This window comes from Clostridium sp. CM037 (assembly GCF_055081095.1).
In genome coordinates this window covers 1-21,159 of the sequence record NZ_CM143650.1, presented here as the reverse complement: position 1 = coordinate 21,159, position 21,159 = coordinate 1, and the positions used below count along the sequence as shown (strand labels likewise).

Genomic DNA, 21,159 nt, shown 5'->3' with positions numbered 1-21,159 from the left:
AGCTTTTTATTTTTAATAAGTAAAATTAATTATTGAAGGACTATATATTATATAGTGGTTTGTGAGGAGGAATTTATTATGGCAATTAGTTTAAAAAAGGGTCAAAAGGTAGATTTAACGAAAGCTAATCCAGGCCTTAGTAATGTTATTGTTGGACTTGGATGGGATACTAATAAGTATGATGGTGGAGCTTCCTTCGATCTAGATGCAGCGGCTTTCTTAGTTGGAGCAAATGGGAAAGTAACATCTGATAATGATTTTATCTTTTATAATAATCCAAAGGACTCAGCAGGGTCTGTAACGCATTTAGGAGATAACAAAACTGGTGATGGTGATGGTGATGATGAACAAATTAGAATTGAACTGAGTAAAGTGCCATATTCTATTGAGAAGATTAACTTTACTGTAACTATTCACGAAGCTGTGCAAAGATGCCAAAATTTTGGACAAGTATCTAATGCATTTATAAGAATTCTCGATGAAAATAATGATAATGAATTAATAAGATATGATTTAAGTGAAGATTATAGTATTGAAACTGCAGTGGTAGTAGCAGAACTATATCGTAGCAACGGGGAGTGGAAGTTCAGTGCAATAGGAAGTGGGTTTGAGGGTGGATTAACTGCGCTTTGTAGTAACTTTGGAATTAGTGTAGATTAAATGGCATTAAAATTGATGATTAATAGCATTAGAAATGATGATTAGTAAGGAGGAATAATTATGACAATTAACTTAAGTAAAGGTCAAAAAATAGATTTAACTAAAACTAACCCAAGTTTAGCTAAAGCAGTTATAGGACTAGGCTGGGATACAAATAAATATTCAGGTGGAGGAGATTTTGATTTAGATGCTTCAGCCTTTTTAGTAGGTTCAAATGGAAAAACCAATAATGACCTAGACTTTATATTCTATAACAATTTAGAGCATTCAACAGGAGCTGTTATACATACCGGTGATAATAGAACTGGAGAAGGCGACGGAGACGATGAACAATTAATCATTGAATTTTCTAAAGTACCAACAGACATTGATAAAATTGCAATTACAGTAACTATACATGATGCAATAGCTCGTGCACAAAATTTCGGCCAAATTTCTAATGCGTTTGTTAGGGTGGTAAATGAAGAAACTAATGAAGAGATCCTAAGGTACGACTTATCAGAAGATTTTTCAGTAGAAACTGCATTAGTATTTTGTGAAATATATCGTAACAATGGAGAATGGAAATTTAGTGCGACAGGAAGTGGATTTCAAGGTGGATTAGCAGCCCTTTGTAAAAATTATGGTCTTGATGCATAGAAAGCAATATGATATTTAAATTAATCAGTGGATGTATATTAACTGAATATTTAAAGGGGATGACAAAATGGGTATTAATTTACAAAAAGGTCAAAAGATAAATCTTACAAAAGATAATCCTGGGTTAAAAAAGACAATGGTCGGACTTGGATGGGATCCAGTGGAGCGAGCATCTAAGGGATTGAGAGGCTTATTTGGTGGAAAGCAAGCACAAATAGATTGTGATGCTTCTGTGCTAATGCTTGATGAAAATGATAAGCTAAGAGGAAAAGAAAATATGGTTTATTTCGGGAACTTAAAAAGTAAATGTGGTAGTATTCAGCATATGGGAGACAATCTTACTGGAGATGGTGATGGAGATGATGAGCAAATTATGGTTGATCTGTCAAGCATACCACAAAATATAACTAAGTTAGTTTTTGTGGTTAATATCTATGCGGCAGTTCAGCGTAAACAACATTTTGGTATGATACAAAATGCTTTTATACGTTTAGTAAATCTAACAGACAATAAAGAGATGCTTCGTTTTAACTTAACAGAAGAATATTCTGGTAAAACTGGTTTATTCGTTGCAGAAATTTATCGCAATAATGGAGAATGGAAATTTACAGCCGTAGGAGAAACAGATGCTTCATCTGGCTTAGGTGAAATGATAAAAAGATACCAATAGACAAACTGGGTTTAAATAGATTATAGATAAATGTAGATATATTTATATACATTTATAGATATATAGATATATAGATATATAGGTATACTAGTGATGTAGAAAATGAGAGGGTTATCATTTTCTACATTTTAATTTAAAAGAAATTATGTAAATTACAGAAGGGTGGATAACATGAAATATTTTAATAAGCAGATCTCAGAAGTTTTAAAAAGTCTTAAAGTTGATAGTAGTAAGGGATTATCGGGTTCTGAGATTAAAGAAAGACTAGCAAAGTATGGTGCTAACGAATTTACTAAACAAGAAAAGGGATCGATGTGGGATAGTATTAAGGAGGCAATAACTGAGCCTATGATGATAATACTTTTAGCGGCAGCGGTAATTAGTGCATTAGTAGGAGAGTTTAGTGACGCCATTGGTATAGTATGTGCTGTAGCAATAGGAATTGGCATAGGAATTTTCACGGAAGGAAAATCACAAAAAGCTGCAGATGCGCTTTCAAAAATGACAGAAAATATAGAAGTAAAAGCATTGCGCAATGGGAAAATTGTTCAAGTGAATAAAAGTGATTTGGTACCTGGTGATATAGTTTCAATTGAGACGGGTGATATGGTACCAGCGGACGGAAGACTCATAAGTAGTATAGATTTAATGGTTAGAGAGGATATGCTTACAGGAGAATCAGAAGACGTGAGCAAGGATTTCGATGTTATTATAGAAATGGAAAATATACAAGCTAAAGATAAAAATATTGTGCAAGACCCTATTCCAGCAAAACAAACGAATATGGTTTTCGGGGGAACACTTATTGCGTATGGTAGAGCTAACTTTGTAGTTACTTCCACTGGTGATAGCTCACAAATGGGCGAAATAGCTAAAAATCTTGAAGAAAGTGATTTAGAAACACCGCTTCAAGCAAAACTTGGAGATTTGGGTGCTAAGATTTCAAAAGTATCAAGCGCAATAGCTGCGATACTATTTATAATTATGATTATAAAAATGGTTCTAGCAAATACTATATCACCAGATACTACCGGTGTATTTGCCTTTTTAGAGTCTGTTGGAGCAATAAAAACTGCGTTTGTTGTATGTGTTGCTTTAATTGTTGCAGCTGTTCCAGAAGGTCTTCCAACAATGATAAATATGACACTTGCAATAACTATGCAAAAGATGGCTAAGATAAATGCGCTTGTTACTAAAAAAGAAGCCTGTGAAACAATAGGTTCTGTAAGTGTAATATGCTCAGATAAAACAGGTACACTTACTCAAAATAGAATGACTGTAGAACAAGTGTACTTAAATGGCAAGTTCAAAGCAAGAGATGAATTAAGTGATAGAAATAACTATTTTATAGATAACTGTATCGTAAATTCAACAGCAGATATTGAGAAAGCTGATAAAGAAGTAAAATATTTAGGTAGTGCAACAGAATGTGCTCTTCTTTTATACAATGATGCTTGTGATTATGTACAAGAAAGACAAAGCGCAAAAATAGCTCATCAAATTCCATTTAGTTCAAAGCGTAAGAGAATGAGTACGGTTATAGAAGAGGATAAAGGTGCCACAGTATTAACAAAGGGAGCGCCAGAAATTATTTTAGAATTATGCAAATATGAACATATTAATTGCATGGAAGTGGAGCTCGATCAAGCAAGACGAGAAGAAATATTAGATGAAATAGAGAAACTTCAGAGAAAATCTATGCGTGTACTTGGATTTGCATATAGAAATATAAGTGAAGAGGTAGCTATGGCATCCGAGCAAGGCACTTTAGAAAATGATTTAGTGTTTACAGGATTCGTAGGAATAAGAGATCCTCTAAGATTTGACGTTAAGGAAGCCGTAGAAACTGCTAAAAAAGCAGGGGTTTCTACAAAAATGCTTACAGGGGATAACATTAATACCGCCATTGCTATAGGAAAAGAATTAGGGTTACTTAGTGGTAAAAATAGGGCAGTAGAGGCTACTTATATAGATACATTATCTGATGAGGAACTTAAAGATGAAATAACTACTATCTCAATAGTAGCACGTTCAAAGCCTGATACAAAAATGAGAATAGTTGAGGCTCTTCAAAGTAATGGAGAAGTAGTTGCAGTAACTGGAGATGGAATAAATGATGCTCCAGCCCTTACAAGAGCAGATGTGGGTATAGCTATGGGTATAGCTGGTACCGAGGTTAGTAAAAATGCAGCGGATATAATTTTAACAGATGATAGTTTTGGGACTATAGTAAAAGGAATTAAATGGGGAAGGGGTATTTATGAAAACTTCCAAAGATTTATTCAATTCCAGATAACTGTAAATATAATTGCATTCTTAACAGCAATTTTATCTGTAGTGTTTGACTTTCAAATGCCATTCACTACAATACAACTTCTATGGGTAAATATTATAATGGATGGCCCACCAGCGCTATCCCTGGGACTAGAACCAGTAAGAGATGCTGTTTTAAACAGAAAACCTACAAATAGAAATGCTAGTATTATAACTAAACAAATGTTAAGAAGTATGGTTGCCAATGCCTTATATATAACTTGTGTTATCATGATTCAGATGAAATTTGACATATTAGGAACTGGATTCCCTAAAGATGGGATTACAGGACCAAACGAAATGCAAACAGCATTATTTGCATTATTTGCTTTCAGTGCATTATTTAATGCTTTTAATTGTAGAGAATTTGGGTCAGATAGCATATTTCCTAGCCTTACAAAGAACACTATATTTTTAAAGATAATTATGATTACAGCAGTAACACAAATATTTGTAACTGAAGTGTTTTCAAAATTCTTTAATGCAGTGTCTTTAAGCGCTACTATGTGGTTAAAGATAATCATTTTATCTTCACTTATAATAGTAGTAAATGAAATTGTGAAATTGATTATGAGGATTTTTGTAAAAAAAGAACAACAACAAATAGAAGAAGAATCAGAAGAAAAGAGAGTAGCTTAGAAGAGTAGGAATATGAAAATAAATAGACTGGAATACGTACTTATTATTTATTTTCATGTGGACAAAATGATAAATCCCCCACTATTGATTTTAATCAATAATGGGGGATTTAATTTGTTCTAAATAAGCTAAACGTAATATTATTCAATATAGGAACATACTTCATTACGAGAAATATCGTTAATTTCGTGGAATTTTTGATGTACTATATTTAAAATTTCCTCACCTGCAAATATACCATATTTTTTTGTAATATAGACATTATTATGGAGTGTTTTCTCGAAAAGGTTACTTAGTAATTCTCCGTGAGACGGAACTAATCCATAATTTGAATGTTTAATAAGGGGGTAGTCTAGCAGAGAATCACCAGCAGCAAGGAATATATTTGTATTTTCTAGTTGCATTATATAATTTATAGGATCATATTTATTTATACAATTAGGTACTATATATACCTTTTTACCTTGCTTTGATACGCTGTAATTATAGCCTTTGCAAAATGAACGTAATACTTCAAAATAATCTAATTCCACTTTCCCATTTGTTATGTTATTAGCTAGTTTGTCCTCATCTACAATAGAGTATATGAATAAATCTTCACAAGTTTTATATGATTTTATAAAATCACTTTCTAAAAAGAAACTGCATAATACTATCATATTCCTAACAGATACAACTTTTTTAAGCTTATTAGAGCTTATATCTGTCCAAGATTTAAGTTCAATACCATTCTTAAGAATGATACCTCCATTGGCTACAACGGCATATTTAGGTTTTATTATATCATAAAAATATTTCATTCGCGTGTATTGCTCTGGGGAACGAGTGGTAACAGGTATAAAAAGCATAATTTCATTTATATGTTCAAGTTTATTGTGCATGGATTTAGTAATAAAACTGCACATATTGTTATTATAAAAGTCAACAGGAAAAAGGTTTTCTTCATTAATTAAGTTACAATGTCTTGAAGAATATATAAGCGTACTATCAAGGTCCGAGGCAAATATCATAAAAACACATCCTTATAGATCTTCTTTTTCTTTAGATTTAATAATGCCACAGCAGGAATAGCACATATCGGTATATATTTCTACAGGAATATTCTTTTCCGCGGCTAACTTAAATATATGCTTTAAATTTGGATTATCAAAGGAGTCAACTAGTATTTTAAAGGGAATTCTTCTTAGAAGTACTCGTGTGGTTTCCCCAATTCCTGGCTTTATAAGATTAATATTATTGATGTCAAATTTATGTCTGATGCTTTCGATGTCGCGAAGTCCTTTGCAGTTTAAAGAATTACCATCAAACTCAATATCTGCGGCAACTTCTGTAACATTTGGGTCATTCATTAGTTCATATAGATAATTATTATCTAGTTCATCGAAACAGTTACATATTTCATCTATATAGAAATTGGAAACATCAGCGGGCGTTAATTCTTTATAAAATTTTGTGCCGTGAAAATCATCACTGCAAATAAACTTATCATTAAGAACAGTCCTACTTACAAGACCCGAAACTGTAGAATTAAGACAAGCGCTTGGAATTAAAAAATCTTCTCTTGTACCATAAATGAGGGTACAATGAGCGGGGTCCGATAGTACGGCTAGGTCCGAATTCAAGGTTATATTAAACTCCTGCGAATATTCTTTGCAAGCTTTTGTTAATGTATGTTGAATAACCCCTTTACCTGTCCACCCATCAATGAATTGTATTTCTGCTGAGGGGTGATTCTTTAATATATACATAAGTGCATTTTTATCTATGCCTTTATCACGTATTATAGAAATACTGTAATGAGGAGCGGTTATATTATACTTAAACTGTATATATCTTTTAATTAATATGCCAATAGGTGTACCGGCTCTTGCAAGAGAGACTAAAACAATATTTTTACCTCTTTTAGCTATAATTTTCTCGCTTAATATAGAAACTAGAGAAGCTAGTTTGTTTTTTGAATGCTCAAGGGTACTATAGAAAATGTCCATGTATCCTTTTGAGGGAGTATATTCTATTGGTAACATTTCTGAATAGTGGATTCCACTTTGTATAGCATTTTCTCTAAATTCATTATCTTGCTCCACTATAAGGTGTGATATGTCTTTAAGAAGAAATACAACATCTTCCGTGCAGTAGCTTCCTGAAAAAATACATTTATTCATTTAAATACACCTCTTTTTTATTATTTAAGAAAATTGAAAAAAATTATCTGCTGTAATCAATTTAAAAGGGATTATACATTAGCATTTCCAGCATACAAATATAATGGATTTAGCATGAAAATAAGAGAAAATTCTATTTAATTCATCTTTCTTTTCTTTGGTTAAAGGCTTTTCAGAGAAGAAAAATACCTGGGTATAGAAATTATCAGGAATATTATAAAGGTAGTTAGTTATAGTGTCATCCTCAGGGCTTTGAAAAGCAATCTTATTTTTATTTCCATAAGAAGCTATATTTCTAGCATGAACGGGACTTCTTGTAGTGGAATGAAAATAGACATTATCTCCGAGCATCGAGCTTATACTACAAGGTAAATATATAAACTCCCCAGTTCCTATGCAAAGACAATTTCCAGTAGTTCTTTCTTTTATCAAAAATTTAGATATTGAATTGATTTCTTCAGAAATTTTCAAATTATCGCGAGAGGTAATTCCAAATCTACCAGTAGATTTATTATAGCCCTCAATACTTTGCGCTATTTGAAAAACACACTCTTTACTTGGGATTAGTTTAGTAGAACTTGGAGGCATGGTTATGTCGTCGCTAATAATATCTTTTGATTTACTGCACTTAATATCACCTTTTAATAAGGAACATACCCTAACATCTATGTTTTTTTCATCAATGAACATTTTATAACTATTAGCATCTCGCCAGTCTAAAATGGATATTATCCCAAAATATTTCCCGGGAAGGCATTTTATTAAATTTAATGCAGATTTACCTGTAGTAAGTTCATCGTCTATTAAAACTATATCAGAAAATTTATTAAAAAAATCACTTTCATAAGGGAAAAGCGAATGCTCTACTGCATGAGAATGTTCTTCATTAAAAAATAATGCAGGTTCTATAGAAGTTATTTTCTCACGCGAAGTATGTATATAAGCCGCATTTGAGAAGTTTTGAAATACTGATTGAGCAAGACCTGTAGCTGTCTCTGCAAAACCTATAAAAAGGGTTTTGTTTGCAAGCCTTATGGGCGTGTTTAAAATATCGTGTAAACTGTGGAGATTAACAGAGGTATCCATGTTATGTGAGACATCTAAAGAAATAAGCGTATCAACTAATTCAGTAGTAGGATAAAGCACTGTGTCCTCTCTTTCATTAATCCATAAACGAGCCAAAATTCCTCCAATAATTTTTAGAGTATCTGGAATCATTGGCATATGTTTTCCTATAACCTTACTTACAAATAAAAAATCCCTCTTTTTATTTTCTCTAGCGGACATTGTAAAAAGCTTTGAAGCTGGAATGTTACATTTATTTTCTTTTATATTAAGTGATATTTGTAGGCTATTATCTATATTGTAATGAAGTGATTGATTGCAATAATTCTCTGTGTGATTTTCCATCCTCTAATACCCCCATTATTTTAGCTTTTAGTAATGTTTCTTTAGCCCACATTTCATAGGGTTTTACCTCATTCATTTTATTGGAATAATTGCTCTTTATTACACCATCAAGTGATGAACTGATAATATTAACTGCATCTGTATAGTCTTCTTTAGAAACTACCATAAGAGAATTTACTACATTTACTTGAGTTGGATGTATAACAGTTTTACCAGTTAAGCCATTGGTTCTATCTAAAAGGGTTTCTTTAATAAGAACATTATTATGAAAATCTAAAACGTTGCTATAATATTCATAAACTACACCAGAAATAACATAATTATCTCGTTTAAAGACATTTATTATATCACTAATACAGTCCTTTATTACGGCTAAATCGTATATGGTGAAATCTTTACCTCGACGAAGACTATATAATCCAGAAAAATCTGTTCCGCCAATTCGAATGTTTAAAACATATTCTTTATAAGAATCTAAGATATGTTTTACGCGAGTAAGTTCTTCTATTCGAGTTTCTTTATGAATTATGCTGGGGGTTTCGAGTATTGGCATTCCGTACAGGGTTCTTTTATTAGATATATTGTATTCTTTTAGTATAGAAAAGTATTTTTCTCCAAGTGTAAAATCAAATTTAGGGAAAATAAAACCACAAAGACCAATTAAAGAAGATTCATTAATCAACTTTTGAAGTTGACTAACATTTCGGACTCTGATAAAAATAAGGGGTAGACTATCGATAAAAGAAGAGTTATCTTTTAAAAGAAGGTCGATACTCTTAAATAGATTAATAATGTTAGTTTCAGCTTGTACAACTTGGTCTGAAGATACGGAATCTTCAAGACAAAGACTGATGGTGTGAGTACCCATTTTGTTACTTAAAAGAATGTCCTTAAGTAAATGTTCTCGCGTTGCTGGCATGTATAAACATGCGCCTAATGAATAGGATAACTCTTCCTTTGAGGAAAATAATCCGTAAATTGAAGGGGCTTTAAAGAAAATATCTTGTGAATTATTAATATTATTAAAATATCGCATAATTGTTCTCCATTTATTATAATAAATTAATCAGTAATTTAAAGATTATAAATAGTACTGATTGTGATACAAATTATAGCATATTTCTATACACAATTACATATTACACACAGAAATTACTGAATATAGAATAAATATAATTGATCTATTCGTTAATAAATCATTAACAACATTATGATATACTTTACACATAGAATTTTAAAAAATGGAAGTTTGCAAAAATACATAGAGTACATAGTTAGAAATTCCGCTATATTTAAATTGAGAAAGGAGTCAACATACATGTTTAATTTTAGAAATCACCAAGAGCTTACTTGCATCGCCGAGGGAGATGGACATTTTTTTGCAAAAGTTGGTGCTATGGTGGCTTACACGGGTAATTTTACTCAAGAAAAAGTATTAGTAGATACAAATAACAATCAAAGCATATTCAAATCTGTTATGAATCTAGCTGCTAGAAAGCTGACAGGTGAGAATATTCCTATTATGAAAGTAAATGGGCAGGGAAGTTATTATATGGCAGACAAAGCACAACATATTAGTATAATTACACTTCAGTCAGGTCAGAGTATAGGAGTTGAAGGAGAAAATTTACTTGCTTTTACGCAGGAGTGTAAATATGGAGTTAGATTTATGGGGTCAGGTGTAATATCTCAAAAGGGTATGTTTACATCAAATTTAACAGCTACTTCTAATAATGCGCAGGTAGTTATAACTACAAATGGAAACCCGATTATTCTAGAGTCTCCTTGCGTAGTAGATCCTGATGCAGTAGTATGCTGGACAGGCGCTGACCCTCATTTTAAAACGGATGTAAATTGGAAAACTTTTCTTGGGCAAACCTCTGGAGAATCCTATATGTTAGAATTTAATTCTCAGGGCGAAACTGTAATTATCCAGCCTTGTGAAAGAACTTCAGGATTAAATGTTGCAATAGATTAGGAGGTACGTGTTTGTGGCTATAATTATTGAAAGCAGTAATAAAAAAATAAGATCTCAAAAGAGACAATATGGAAAATTAATTGTTGAGACCTCAATTATTCCGGAAAAAAAGGCAACTGTAGTAATGGGGCCAAATCAGAACACGAATAAGAATAATGCTGAAGGGTTAAACAATGTACATTCTAAAATTATTTCTGAGCCTAAAGTTAATGTCCCATTAAAGGTAAATAATATGGAAAAAAGAAAACTTGTGGATGTTACTAAAAGCATTAAATTAGCGAAAGGGCAGAAGTTAAGCTTAAATCAGAACGCTAAAAATCTTTCGAAATTAATAGTAACATTAGATTATAATATAATAAAAAATAGTTATAATGAGTTTGATTTAGATGTATCGGTATTTATGGTAGATATAAATGATAAAACAGCAGAGAAAGACTTTATTTTTTATGAAAACACTAAGAGCACTTGTGGCGGAATAGTAATTAAAAAGGATCATAATACTTCTCTTAAGGAAGCTTACAATGAGTGCATACAGCTAGATTTAAATCTAATACCACTTCGCATTCAAAAATTAGCTTTTACTGTAACCGTATATGAAGCAAATGAAAGGAAGCAAAACTTTGGGCAAGTATCAGATGGATATTTTAGAATTATAGCGGGTGACAATAAACAAGAAATTCTAAACTATAAATTTAATGAAAATTTATCTGTAGAAACAGCCATTGTAGTAGCTGAGATATATAGATATAAAAATGAATGGAAAATTAATTGCATAGGTAGTGGATTTAGAGGTGGGTTAGAAGCTTTGTGTAATAATTATGGGATCGATACGATTTAGGAATTGATTGTTAGCTTTGAAATTCCTAAATATCAACATTATATAACTTATATTTAAAATAAATAAGGGACTTTACTCAATAAGTCCCTTATTTGTTTTTTGAAGAAAATCATTTGAAATTAAAGATGTTAGAAAAGAATTTTTTTGCTTTTTCTTTGGTATATTTTTTTTCGTTTTTAAAATCAGGTAAGGATAAATTAAAACTAACTTCTTCTAATCTATGAGTATCATAAAATTTTTCCTGGATTTTTCCTTCTATGTTATTATAGCCAGTAGGAGTTAATATAGTAATGTCAAATCCAAATATGTTTAAAAAACATAATACAATGGAATCTTCATCGCTAAAAATACTTTCATTATTATCATAAATAACAAGTTTAGGTATTTTTGAAGGGTAATCATACTGCTGAATTAGCTGTAGTATATTTTTATCAAGATTTAAGATGGTCATTAAGATCTTTAATTTGAATTCTTTATCTATAGTTTTTATTAGCATATCGGTTTTCATCAAATAATTTATTTTTTGTAAAATAGTATGTTGCAGGGAAGTTTTTAAATAAGAAAATTTGTAACAGCTATGATTTAGTAGTTTTTGTTTATCAATTAACCCGATATTATCAAGTACAAAGGCTAAGGAGTATAAATCGGTTTTGGAGTAGGTTACCTTAGTAAAAGGAATTTCAGCTATAAATAATGTATTATCTGATGATTTTAACTTAAAGAAATCATTCCAATATAAATTTAAATCGCTGTGTACACCGCTTATTTTCGCGAATAAGTTTGGCATATATACGGTGCTATTCTCTACTTTAAATCCTGTACGCAAACTAGAAGGTTCATCCCATAAAATTTTCAGCTCATAAAAGGTAGTTTTTAACGTAGTAGGGTGAGTTTCATATTTTTCAAATTGCCAAGGCTTATAAAAGCCATCATCATCGGTATATAGTGTAGCCTCTAATTCCCTTGAGGCTTTTAGAGCAATAGTTTCGTGTCTTATGAGTAATTCTTCTTTTGGAAATTCTTTTAAATGTGCTTTATATGGGAGTTCAAAGCTTTTTGAAAATAGATCACTATATTCTGTAATCTCTAAAATCATATCACAGAAGGAATTTATATATATAATATCACAGCCTAATCTAGATAAAAAAATCAAGAATAAAAGCTCATGTTTTTTAATATCACCATAATATATTACTTTAGGATTAAAAATTTCATCGGACGAAGTATTTTGAAAGTCGAAATTTTTCATAAGGTTTGGAACAAATTCATAAACCCAAGAAAGTAATTTCAAAGAAAAATTTCTAACTTTGGACAGGTTTAAATTTTTTTCTTCCTTACAGTATAAATCTAATATATAGCTAAAACTATTTGCCATAGAGCAATTTAAAGTATGATTACTCGTGGGGAAAACCTTGTGTTCTAGAAATAGAGCCGCAAGCTTCCTTGTGAGTGATACATCAAAAGGATCTATATATTGCCATATGTTTAAAGTACTGGTGATTAATTTAGGATTAGAGCGTATGGGTATAGAGTCTGTAAATTTTAAATATAAACCATCGAAGATACTAAAGTTTTTGTCTAATCTAAATAGGTCATTATAATAATCATCTTCATTTTGCTTTATTCCTATATATCTATAAAAATATACTGGGATAAAAGCAGAAGATCCACCTAAAAATCCAATTCTTTTATTGGCAGGAAGGGTTAAATCATCAAATATATTTATACTGCATTTAAGGATAATATTAATAGAATCTTTAAAGGTTATATCTAAAGATGAATTTCTGTTTTCTACAACATGTTGTTTGTTTTGATTAATAGTTTTTTGAGATTCAATAGTATCGTCTTTTTTAGCTTTAGTATTAGTGAGGTTTGTTTTAAAATTAAGATCTATTAATGGTTCAGTTTTAGGTAAATTTATGAGTTTTGAATACATATTTTCTTTATCAATTTTGGCGAAATCCATATCGGATAGTGAATTAACATAAAGCACATCACAACCTAGTTTCGATAAGAATATTAGAAAATATATTTCATGTTTTTTTATCTCACCATAAAAAAGGACTTTAGGATTAATAATATCTTTTTCAATTTTAGGATTATAATCAGAGTTTTGGAATAATTTTGGAACAAATTCTCCAATCCATCCTAAAAATTTAACAGCAAAATTCTTGATTACAGTTTCTGTAACATTAGGTTTATTTGCTAAATAAAGAGCTAAGGTTTCGTCAAAACTACTTTCAATATAATCATCGAGGAAGTTGTTTTTTATGTTCGGCAGTAGTCCTTTAGTTTTAAGAATACTAATTAAAGTATTTCTTTGGAGTGGATTGAAACTAAGAAGTCCATCCCAGGGTATTTGTAATATAGAGGTAGATAAAATTGTCATTGGTATTCCTGAGGTGAATTTTAAATATGAGCTTTGAAGTGAAGTCAGCTCATCGTTTAGTTTATGTAAATTCTCATAATAGAGTTCTTTATTTTCACAAGTGCCAATATATCTATAAAAATAAATAGGTATATTAGGTGATTTTGATCTAATAAACCCAGGACGTTTATTTACAGGAACCAATATATCTTTAAATAAATTTTGTGATTCTAAAATAGATGTACTTATCTGTTTTCTAGTATTAATCAAAGTTTAACCCCCAATCTTATTTCTAGATTTATAGTACAGACTGATATAGATCTAGAAAATAAAATTAAATTTATATAAAGAAATTTAATAATAAAATGAGATTTTATTTATTAAAAATAATATACAGTTATTATAACTAGTTTATCATTTAATGTATAAAAACACTATAAAACTCTAAGGCTAATAATAGGAATATGAAAGAAAATAAAGAAATACTATAAATATACTAAGACAGAGAGGATGTTATAAATTGAAAATAAATGAATCACTAGTATGCCCAAAATGTAATAGTAAAAACTTCGAAATAAAACATGAGGCAACTTATCTCTATACATATAAAATAGATACAGTAAATATAGATGATGAAGGAGCGGAAAATCTTCCATTTTTATTTGATAATAGAGAACAGACTTGCTTCAAGGAATTTATAGAATGTAATCAGTGTGGAACCAAATATCCTTGTTGCTTTGATAAAGACAATCAAACTGTAGATTTGACTATAATGAAAAAGGCAATAAGAGCAGATAATGTAAAAAATCCTGAATTCTTTGGGTAGAAAGTTACTGTTAACTTTTATAATTTGTATACGTAAGCACATATAATATGAAAAGCAGTTCTAATAATGGATATTTTTTGTTTTACATTAACACAACTATTGAAATATACATACAATAATTACAAAATATAAATTATTTAGGGAAGTGAGGGTTATGATATATTTCAATAATGTTCCAAGATATTCTTATAATATTATAAACACTTATCCACATGATGTTAATGCTTTTACCGGGGGGTTAGTATATGAAGATGGGTTTCTTTATGAAAGCACCGGAAGAATTAATGAGTCCACACTACGTAAAGTAGATTTGCAAACAGGAGAAATTTTAAAATTACACAAATTAGATGGAAATTATTTTGGTGAAGGAATTACACTTTATAATGATAAAATTTTCCAATTGACATGGAAATCTAATGTGGGATTTATTTATGATAAAGATACTTTTAACCTAATTAATAAGTTTTACTATAATACAGAAGGGTGGGGAATTACTCACAATGATGAGCATTTAATTATGAGTGATGGCACAGATGAAATATATTTTTTAAATCTCCAAAATTTTAAAAAGGTGTATAGTATTAAAGTACATGATGAATTTAGGCCTATTAAAAAACTAAATGAATTAGAGTTTATTAAAGGGGAAATTTATGCGAATGTATGGAAATGTGATAAAATTGCTAGAATTTGTCCCCATAGCGGGAAAATAACTGGATGGATAGAGCTTAAAGGATTGCTAAGTTCTAAAGAATGTAAAAGGGCGGGTACACTGAATGGAATAACGTATGATAAAAAAAATAATCGCACTTTTGTAACTGGAAAGATGTGGCCTAAAATATTTGAAATAATATTAATTTAGAGATGTGTTAATTTGTTATTATAGCTGGAGACGGGGAAATTAAAAGTTACTCAGAGATGATGAATGAAACTCAGGCTATAGCAACAAAACGTATGGCAGTAAAAACTGAAGGTTTGAGTGCTGATGGTGTCATTAACATAAGATATGCAACTAGCGCTATAATGCAAGGGGCTGCAGAGGTTATTGCTTATGGAACTGCGGTAAAATTTAAATGGTAATAAATAATAAATATTACAAAAATAACCTTAGAAAAACACTGTAATAGTTAGTTACAGTGTTTTTCTAAAGTTAATCTTTTTTGAACAATATTTAGTTTTCTCTTTGTTATAGTAAAACTATATTCTCTTCTATACAATCGGTTATCATTTCATCTGGCCATATTGAGGAGTGAACTTCACCAATATGAGCCTTGTTTAGGAAATACATACACATTCTAGATTGGCCTATGCCACCACCCATAGTATATGGGAGCTTACCTTCCAGTAACATCCTATGGAATTCTAATGTACAACGTTTCTCACAACCTGATAATACAAGTTGCTCTTTTAGCGCAATTTCATCAACTCTTATTCCCATAGAGGAAAGTTCAAAGGCTTTTTCTAGTATTGGATACCAGAATACGATATCTCCATTAAGTGACCAATCATCATAGTCGGGAGCTCTACCATCGTGCTTTTCGCCAGATTTTAGGTCGCCACCAATTTGCATTATAAATACTGCAAGTTTTTCTTTGCATACGGCATCTTCCCTTTCTTTTGGAGTAAGAGAAGGGTACATATCCTCTAGTTCTTGTGTAGTTATAAAGAAGATTTTTTCAGGTAAAAATTGGTCTATTTCAGGATATAGTTTGTGGATATGATCCTCAGTATCTTTAAAAACTGCATAAATACTAGTTACAATTTCTTTTAACTTATCTAAAGTTCTTTCTTTTTTAAGAATGACCTTTTCCCAATCCCATTGGTCCACATATATGGAGTGGAGGTTATCTAAATCTTCATCGCGTCTTATAGCATTCATATCAGTATATAGACCTTCTCCGGACTCAAAATTATATCTATATAAAGCCATTCGTTTCCATTTAGCTAAAGAATGTACGATTTCGATAGGTGTATCATGCATGGCTTTCATATCAAAGGAAACAGCACGTTCAGTACCGCTTAGGTTATCATTTAAACCGGTGCTAGACTTTACGAAAAGAGGAGCTGAGACCCTGGTAAGAGCTAACTCTTTTGATAGCCTGTTTTCAAAATAATCTTTTAATTGTTTAATAGCAATTTCCGTATGCTTTAATCCGAGAAGTGGATTGTATCCATTGGGAATTGCAAGTCCTTTTTTGTAAGTTATCATAAATAAAACCTCCTAGTAATGTTGTGATTTTTTTGTAATGATTATAATGGTCGTGCTAAATAATTTTCAAAATTTAAACAAAAAACAAAAAACCTTCATCCTAGTTTCTAGGACGAAAGGTTAGACTTCCGTGGTACCACCTAAATTAGCTGAAAAAGCTCACTCATAATCAGTACGGAAACAAATCTTCGATACTGCCCTATAAATAACGGTTAGGCTCCGTCCATACCTAATTTCACAAGGATTTCAGTTGGAAACTCAGAGATGTTATTCAACATAGGCTTTGTATGGAACTTACACTATAATCCACTCGCTTTAACTACTTCCTACATTTACTCTTCTCGTCACAGTTTTTAGATAAATAACTTTAAATCATTTTAACTTGCAAGATGAAATTTGTCAACCTGCAAAAATAAATGTTTGGTTTTACAGGGTACTTCTCTATGTTAAAGGACTGTAACCATTACGTGCTGTTACTAAAGTCTCTAAAGATATTGTTATTGACAAGTATATTTAATTAAATCATAATTGAAGTGTTAATAAAGGGAAGTTAGTGAAATAATTGAGGGGTGTGTATATGAAGAAAAAACATATAGATTGGATTTTGGTTATAGGGTGGATGATATTAATATTTTTGTTTTCTAGCCAAGTTGGAGAAGTATCAAGTGGAAATAATAAATTTGTTGCATCTGTATTCAACTTACTTGGATTAGATTTAAATAGCATATTTGGGACTTTGAGTGATTTTATACTTAGAAAAGCAGCTCATTTCACTGAATATTTTATTTTATATTTTCTGTTATATAGAGCTATAAATACAAAGAAGAATCTAGACATTAAAGTTTTTATTAAGGTTATATTGATTGTGTTTTTATATGCATGCTCAGATGAGTTTCATCAAGCTTTTGTTCCAGGAAGAGGGCCTGCCTTTCGAGATGTGCTAATAGATACTTGTGGAGGCCTTGCGGCATTTTGTACGATGTATATTTGTGTCACATTTAAAAAAAATTTACTTCTTCGAAAAAAGGCCTAACTAAATTTAAATAAAATTTTGCTCCAATAGCTAATCGGATGCGAGCTCGATTAGTTTTTGGAGCTTTTACATTTGAGTTATTCACCTAATACCAGGCAAACCAACATTAATTGATGTGTTACAAAAATTATTTCTAAGGGGGTATGTTTAAGGGGCGCGTAAGAAGGGTTTTATTTATAAATTAAAAGGAGATATACATAATTTTTGGAATGTGATAAATATAGGTTGGCAAAAGAATTATCGTACATTATAATTATTAAATATAAATTAACAAATGAAATAAGTCTATAATAGGGGTAGATGGTGAAATTTGAGTTATCCATTTGATTGCATAACCGAGTTAACAAATGAATCTAAGTAAATAATATAATCTTATAGTTATGAGAAATCACAGAGAAAACATATATTAATAGTGCATTTATAAATCCAAATTGAAATAGAGCAGGTAAATAAAATGGAATTAATAAAAGAGATATATGAAAAGGATATTGGTTACAATTATGAAAATATAGACATTACTTATAAGCTTAGGAAAGCATCAAGAGCGGTTGTATTAAATAATTCACGGAAAATAGCTTTATTATATGTATCAAAGAATAACTACCACAAATTGCCGGGCGGAGGAATTGAAGCAGGCGAAGATCGAAATATTGCTTTAAATCGCGAGGTTATGGAAGAATCTGGGGTTAATATTGATATTTTAGGTGAAGTAGGTACAATAATAGAGTATAAAAATATGCAAAATATACTGCAAATATCATACTGCTTTTATTCTAAAGTTAAAGGATATATTAAACAACCATCATTTACAGATGAGGAAATAGATAATGGATTTCAATTAAAATGGGTTGCATTAGATGAAGCTATACTTATTCTTGAGAATGATACACCGGATAATTACATTGGTAAATTCATTCAAATAAGAGATTTATTGTTTCTCAAAAAGGCGGAAGGTATTTTAAAGAGCAAAAATATATAATAATTGTTAGATATTTGGTATTATCTTATCATAGTAAGAGGGTGGGTTAAAATGAAAATATATATAACAAGACATGGGGAAACAGAATGGAATAGAGAAGGTAGAATGCAGGGATGGAAGGATTCTAATTTAACTGAAAAGGGGATTGATAATGCTAAAAAGCTCGGCGTAAGTTTAGAAGATATAGATTTTGATTATATTTATTGTAGCCCACTGGGAAGGGCTGTTGATACAGCGAACTACATTAGAGGAAATAAGGATACGGAAATAATTAAAATTGAATCTTTAAAAGAAATGGGATTTGGTATATGGGAAGGCATGGATCAAGAAAAAGTAAAAGAACTATATCCCTTGCAGCAGTTTAATTTCTGGAATAAGCCTTATTTGTATCAACCTGTAGAGGGGGAAGGCTTTGATCAATTGATTAATAGAGTAAAAAAAGTATTGTATGACATTGCGAGTAATACTATTGGTGAAAACATTTTAATAGTATCACATACACTTGTAATAAAGGCGATCTATTCAATAATCAAGAATTATTCTCTTGAGGAATTTTGGAATAAACCATTTATGTATGATACATGTTTAACTGTATTAGAAGTTGAAGATAAGAAAATTGAAATTATTTTAGAGGCTGATATTTCACATTTAAATTAAGGATATGAATAAGGAAACAGCCTATGTAGTGATATGATTTTTAATATAAGAATATAATTTATAGTTTAAGGGAGTGAAAATTATGAAAGTGTGTAAAATAATGACTCCAGGACCCACGGAGGTAAGAGAGAACGTCAGGATGGCCAGAGCTCTAGCTACTACTAATCCAGATTTAGATTTGCAGTTTTATGAATTTTACAAAGAAACTTGTGAGGAAATAGGTCGGTTTTTAAAAACTAATAATGAAGTTAGAATATTAAGTGGTGAGGGGATTTTAAGTCTTGAGGCTGCATGTGCATCTCTTACTGAAAATGATGATAGGGTATTGGTGATTGATAATGGAATATTTGGAGAAGGATTCGCTGATTTTGTTAAGATGTACGGTGGAGAAGCGGTTTTTTTTAAAGGGAATAGGAAATGTAAGATAGATATAACAGAACTTGAAAAATTTCTTGAAAAAGATCATGACTTTAAATATGCTACGGTAGTACATTGTGATACGCCTTCAGGAGTTTTAAATGACATAGATAAAATATGTAATTTATTAAAGAAAAAGGGTATATTAACGGTGGTAGATAGTGTAGCGGCTATGGGTGGAGAAGATATAAGAGTAGATGAATGGAAAATAGATATAGCATTAGGTGCTTCACAGAAATGCGTTTCTGCTCCAGCAGGGCTCACTTTTTTAAGTATCAGTGAAGATGCATTTAGATTAATGCAGCAGAGAAAAAAACCAATAGCCTCTTACTATTGTAATTTACTTCTATGGAAGGATTACTACGAAAACAAATGGTTTCCATATACACCACCAATAAGTGATATCGTTGGACTAAGACAGGCTATCGATAATATACTGGATGATGAAGAGATAATTTTTAGGCATAATTCTATTGGTAAAGCTACAAGAAAAGCTGTAATGGAAGCAGGCCTTAATTTATATATTGAAGAGGGATATTCTAATACGGTAACAGTTATAGAAATACCTGAGGCTATAAATGATAAACAACTATTAAAACATATGGTTGACGAATTTAATGTATTTATAGCTGGCTCATTCGGATATCTACAGGGGAAAGTAATAAGAATAGGACATATGGGAGAAAATGCGAAAAAGGATAAAGTAGCATATACTTTACTTGCATTACAATACTCATTAAAAGCACTAGGTTTTGAGTGTGAAAAAAATATGGCTGAAGTTTTTTTAAATGAAGTATAATTAAACAATCCATTTTTAAAACAAACATAATAATAGGTATAAGATGTAGAATAAATTATAAGCCGGTGAGGAATGACGGCTGAACTAAAGTCAAACCATAAAATTCTTATATCTATATTCTAGATTTAATCTAGATCTAATGATATTCCAAAACAGGGAGTAGATATTGAAAAGGGGGGATTAGCCTATATTAATTTGAATATGAAAATGATGCTGTTGTATATGGCTTAATGGCATTAAAAGATTAAATACAATGTAATTTGAGGACGTTATAGATAAGAACAAAGTATACTAATCCTAGTGTATCAGTGTGAAAAAGATTTGATAATTAGTAGTATAATGAAGGATATTGAGTATAATTGCCATATTTAGCGAATTGGCGTGAATGTGTAATAGGTGTACATGATAGAATACTCCTTGTCGTCGCGAATGAGTAACGATAAAGGTGAAGATTGATAAATTAACATTTAACACTTTAAAAATACAATTTAAAAATGTTTAAAAAGTTGTTGACAAAACAAACAATACCTAGTATAATAGTAAAAGTCGTCAGTTGATGACAAAG

At 30.7% G+C, this 21,159-nt stretch carries 18 protein-coding genes, 1 pseudogene and 1 other annotated feature; of the genes and pseudogenes, 13 read left to right on the top strand and 6 right to left on the bottom strand.

Annotated features, from left to right (window positions below):
• The first annotated feature begins 78 nt into the window (after positions 1-78).
• The 4 genes from ACWJKP_RS00095 to ACWJKP_RS00080 all read left to right on the top strand — a co-directional run bounded on the left by ACWJKP_RS00095 (position 79) and on the right by ACWJKP_RS00080 (position 4,921).
• Positions 79-660 (top strand): TerD family protein, encoded by a 582-nt coding sequence (locus tag ACWJKP_RS00095; protein ID WP_165413754.1) that lies wholly within the window; start codon positions 79-81, stop codon positions 658-660.
• 60 nt (positions 661-720) lie between these two features.
• The gene (locus tag ACWJKP_RS00090; protein WP_165413753.1) at positions 721-1,299 is read left to right on the top strand and encodes a TerD family protein; all 579 of its coding nucleotides are present in this window, start codon (positions 721-723) and stop codon (positions 1,297-1,299) included.
• A gap of 67 nt (positions 1,300-1,366) precedes the next feature.
• Entirely contained in the window at positions 1,367-1,969 is a 603-nt protein-coding gene (locus tag ACWJKP_RS00085; RefSeq protein WP_165413752.1) for a TerD family protein, read from the top strand.
• 171 nt (positions 1,970-2,140) lie between these two features.
• On the top strand, positions 2,141-4,921 hold the full coding sequence (locus ACWJKP_RS00080; RefSeq protein ID WP_165413751.1) for a calcium-translocating P-type ATPase, PMCA-type: 2,781 nt from the start codon (positions 2,141-2,143) through the stop codon (positions 4,919-4,921).
• Positions 4,922-5,061: 140 nt separating this feature from the next.
• On the opposite strand, the gene ACWJKP_RS00075 is transcribed toward ACWJKP_RS00080, so the two are convergent.
• From ACWJKP_RS00075 to ACWJKP_RS00060, 4 genes are all read right to left on the bottom strand, one after another.
• Complete coding sequence (locus tag ACWJKP_RS00075; protein ID WP_165413750.1) at positions 5,062-5,931, bottom strand: Cof-type HAD-IIB family hydrolase; 870 nt, start codon at positions 5,929-5,931, stop codon at positions 5,062-5,064.
• A gap of 12 nt (positions 5,932-5,943) precedes the next feature.
• Positions 5,944-7,083, bottom strand: coding sequence for a cysteine protease StiP family protein (locus tag ACWJKP_RS00070; RefSeq protein WP_165413749.1), 1,140 nt, complete (start codon positions 7,081-7,083; stop codon positions 5,944-5,946).
• Between the two features lie 78 nt (positions 7,084-7,161).
• A complete protein-coding gene (locus ACWJKP_RS00065) occupies positions 7,162-8,493 on the bottom strand; it encodes a phosphoribosyltransferase family protein (protein WP_165413748.1) in 1,332 nt (443 codons plus the stop codon).
• Positions 8,438-9,529: an HpcH/HpaI aldolase/citrate lyase family protein gene (locus ACWJKP_RS00060; RefSeq protein ID WP_462961367.1), complete on the bottom strand. Its 1,092-nt coding sequence runs from the start codon at positions 9,527-9,529 to the stop codon at positions 8,438-8,440. Before ACWJKP_RS00060 ends, ACWJKP_RS00065 begins: the two co-directional genes overlap by 56 nt.
• 282 nt (positions 9,530-9,811) lie before the next feature.
• Here ACWJKP_RS00060 and ACWJKP_RS00055 point away from each other — a divergent pair, with 282 nt between their 5' ends.
• A complete protein-coding gene (locus tag ACWJKP_RS00055; protein WP_165413746.1) occupies positions 9,812-10,471 on the top strand; it encodes an AIM24 family protein in 660 nt (219 codons plus the stop codon).
• Between the two features lie 13 nt (positions 10,472-10,484).
• Positions 10,485-11,309 (top strand): TerD family protein, encoded by an 825-nt coding sequence (locus ACWJKP_RS00050; protein WP_224579127.1) that lies wholly within the window; start codon positions 10,485-10,487, stop codon positions 11,307-11,309.
• A gap of 109 nt (positions 11,310-11,418) precedes the next feature.
• On the opposite strand, the gene ACWJKP_RS00045 is transcribed toward ACWJKP_RS00050, so the two are convergent.
• Positions 11,419-13,947: a YceG family protein gene (locus tag ACWJKP_RS00045; RefSeq protein ID WP_224579129.1), complete on the bottom strand. Its 2,529-nt coding sequence runs from the start codon at positions 13,945-13,947 to the stop codon at positions 11,419-11,421.
• Between the two features lie 250 nt (positions 13,948-14,197).
• Between ACWJKP_RS00045 and ACWJKP_RS00040 the strand changes: the two genes are divergently transcribed.
• The 3 genes and pseudogenes from ACWJKP_RS00040 to ACWJKP_RS00030 all read left to right on the top strand — a co-directional run.
• Positions 14,198-14,503: a hypothetical protein gene (locus tag ACWJKP_RS00040; RefSeq protein WP_224579130.1), complete on the top strand. Its 306-nt coding sequence runs from the start codon at positions 14,198-14,200 to the stop codon at positions 14,501-14,503.
• Between the two features lie 154 nt (positions 14,504-14,657).
• Entirely contained in the window at positions 14,658-15,362 is a 705-nt protein-coding gene (locus tag ACWJKP_RS00035; protein WP_202881881.1) for a glutaminyl-peptide cyclotransferase, read from the top strand.
• 32 nt (positions 15,363-15,394) lie between these two features.
• Positions 15,395-15,580: pseudogene (locus tag ACWJKP_RS00030) on the top strand (YbjQ family protein); the annotation flags it as partial.
• Positions 15,581-15,686: 106 nt separating this feature from the next.
• Here the strand turns inward: ACWJKP_RS00030 and asnA are convergent.
• Positions 15,687-16,709 (bottom strand): aspartate--ammonia ligase, encoded by a 1,023-nt coding sequence (gene asnA / locus ACWJKP_RS00025; protein WP_165413744.1) that lies wholly within the window; start codon positions 16,707-16,709, stop codon positions 15,687-15,689.
• Positions 16,710-16,814: 105 nt separating this feature from the next.
• Positions 16,815-17,066, bottom strand: a binding site (T-box leader).
• A gap of 220 nt (positions 17,067-17,286) precedes the next feature.
• Here asnA and ACWJKP_RS00020 point away from each other — a divergent pair.
• From ACWJKP_RS00020 to ACWJKP_RS00005, 4 genes are all read left to right on the top strand, one after another.
• Positions 17,287-17,742 (top strand): VanZ family protein, encoded by a 456-nt coding sequence (locus tag ACWJKP_RS00020; RefSeq protein WP_165413743.1) that lies wholly within the window; start codon positions 17,287-17,289, stop codon positions 17,740-17,742.
• A gap of 454 nt (positions 17,743-18,196) precedes the next feature.
• Positions 18,197-18,721, top strand: coding sequence for an NUDIX domain-containing protein (locus ACWJKP_RS00015; protein ID WP_165413742.1), 525 nt, complete (start codon positions 18,197-18,199; stop codon positions 18,719-18,721).
• Positions 18,722-18,772: 51 nt separating this feature from the next.
• Positions 18,773-19,378 carry a histidine phosphatase family protein gene (locus ACWJKP_RS00010; protein WP_165413741.1) on the top strand — a complete coding sequence of 202 codons (606 nt, stop codon included), beginning with the start codon at positions 18,773-18,775 and terminating at the stop codon, positions 19,376-19,378.
• A gap of 82 nt (positions 19,379-19,460) precedes the next feature.
• Complete coding sequence (locus tag ACWJKP_RS00005) at positions 19,461-20,594, top strand: pyridoxal-phosphate-dependent aminotransferase family protein (RefSeq protein WP_165413740.1); 1,134 nt, start codon at positions 19,461-19,463, stop codon at positions 20,592-20,594.
• Positions 20,595-21,159 lie beyond the last annotated feature (565 nt).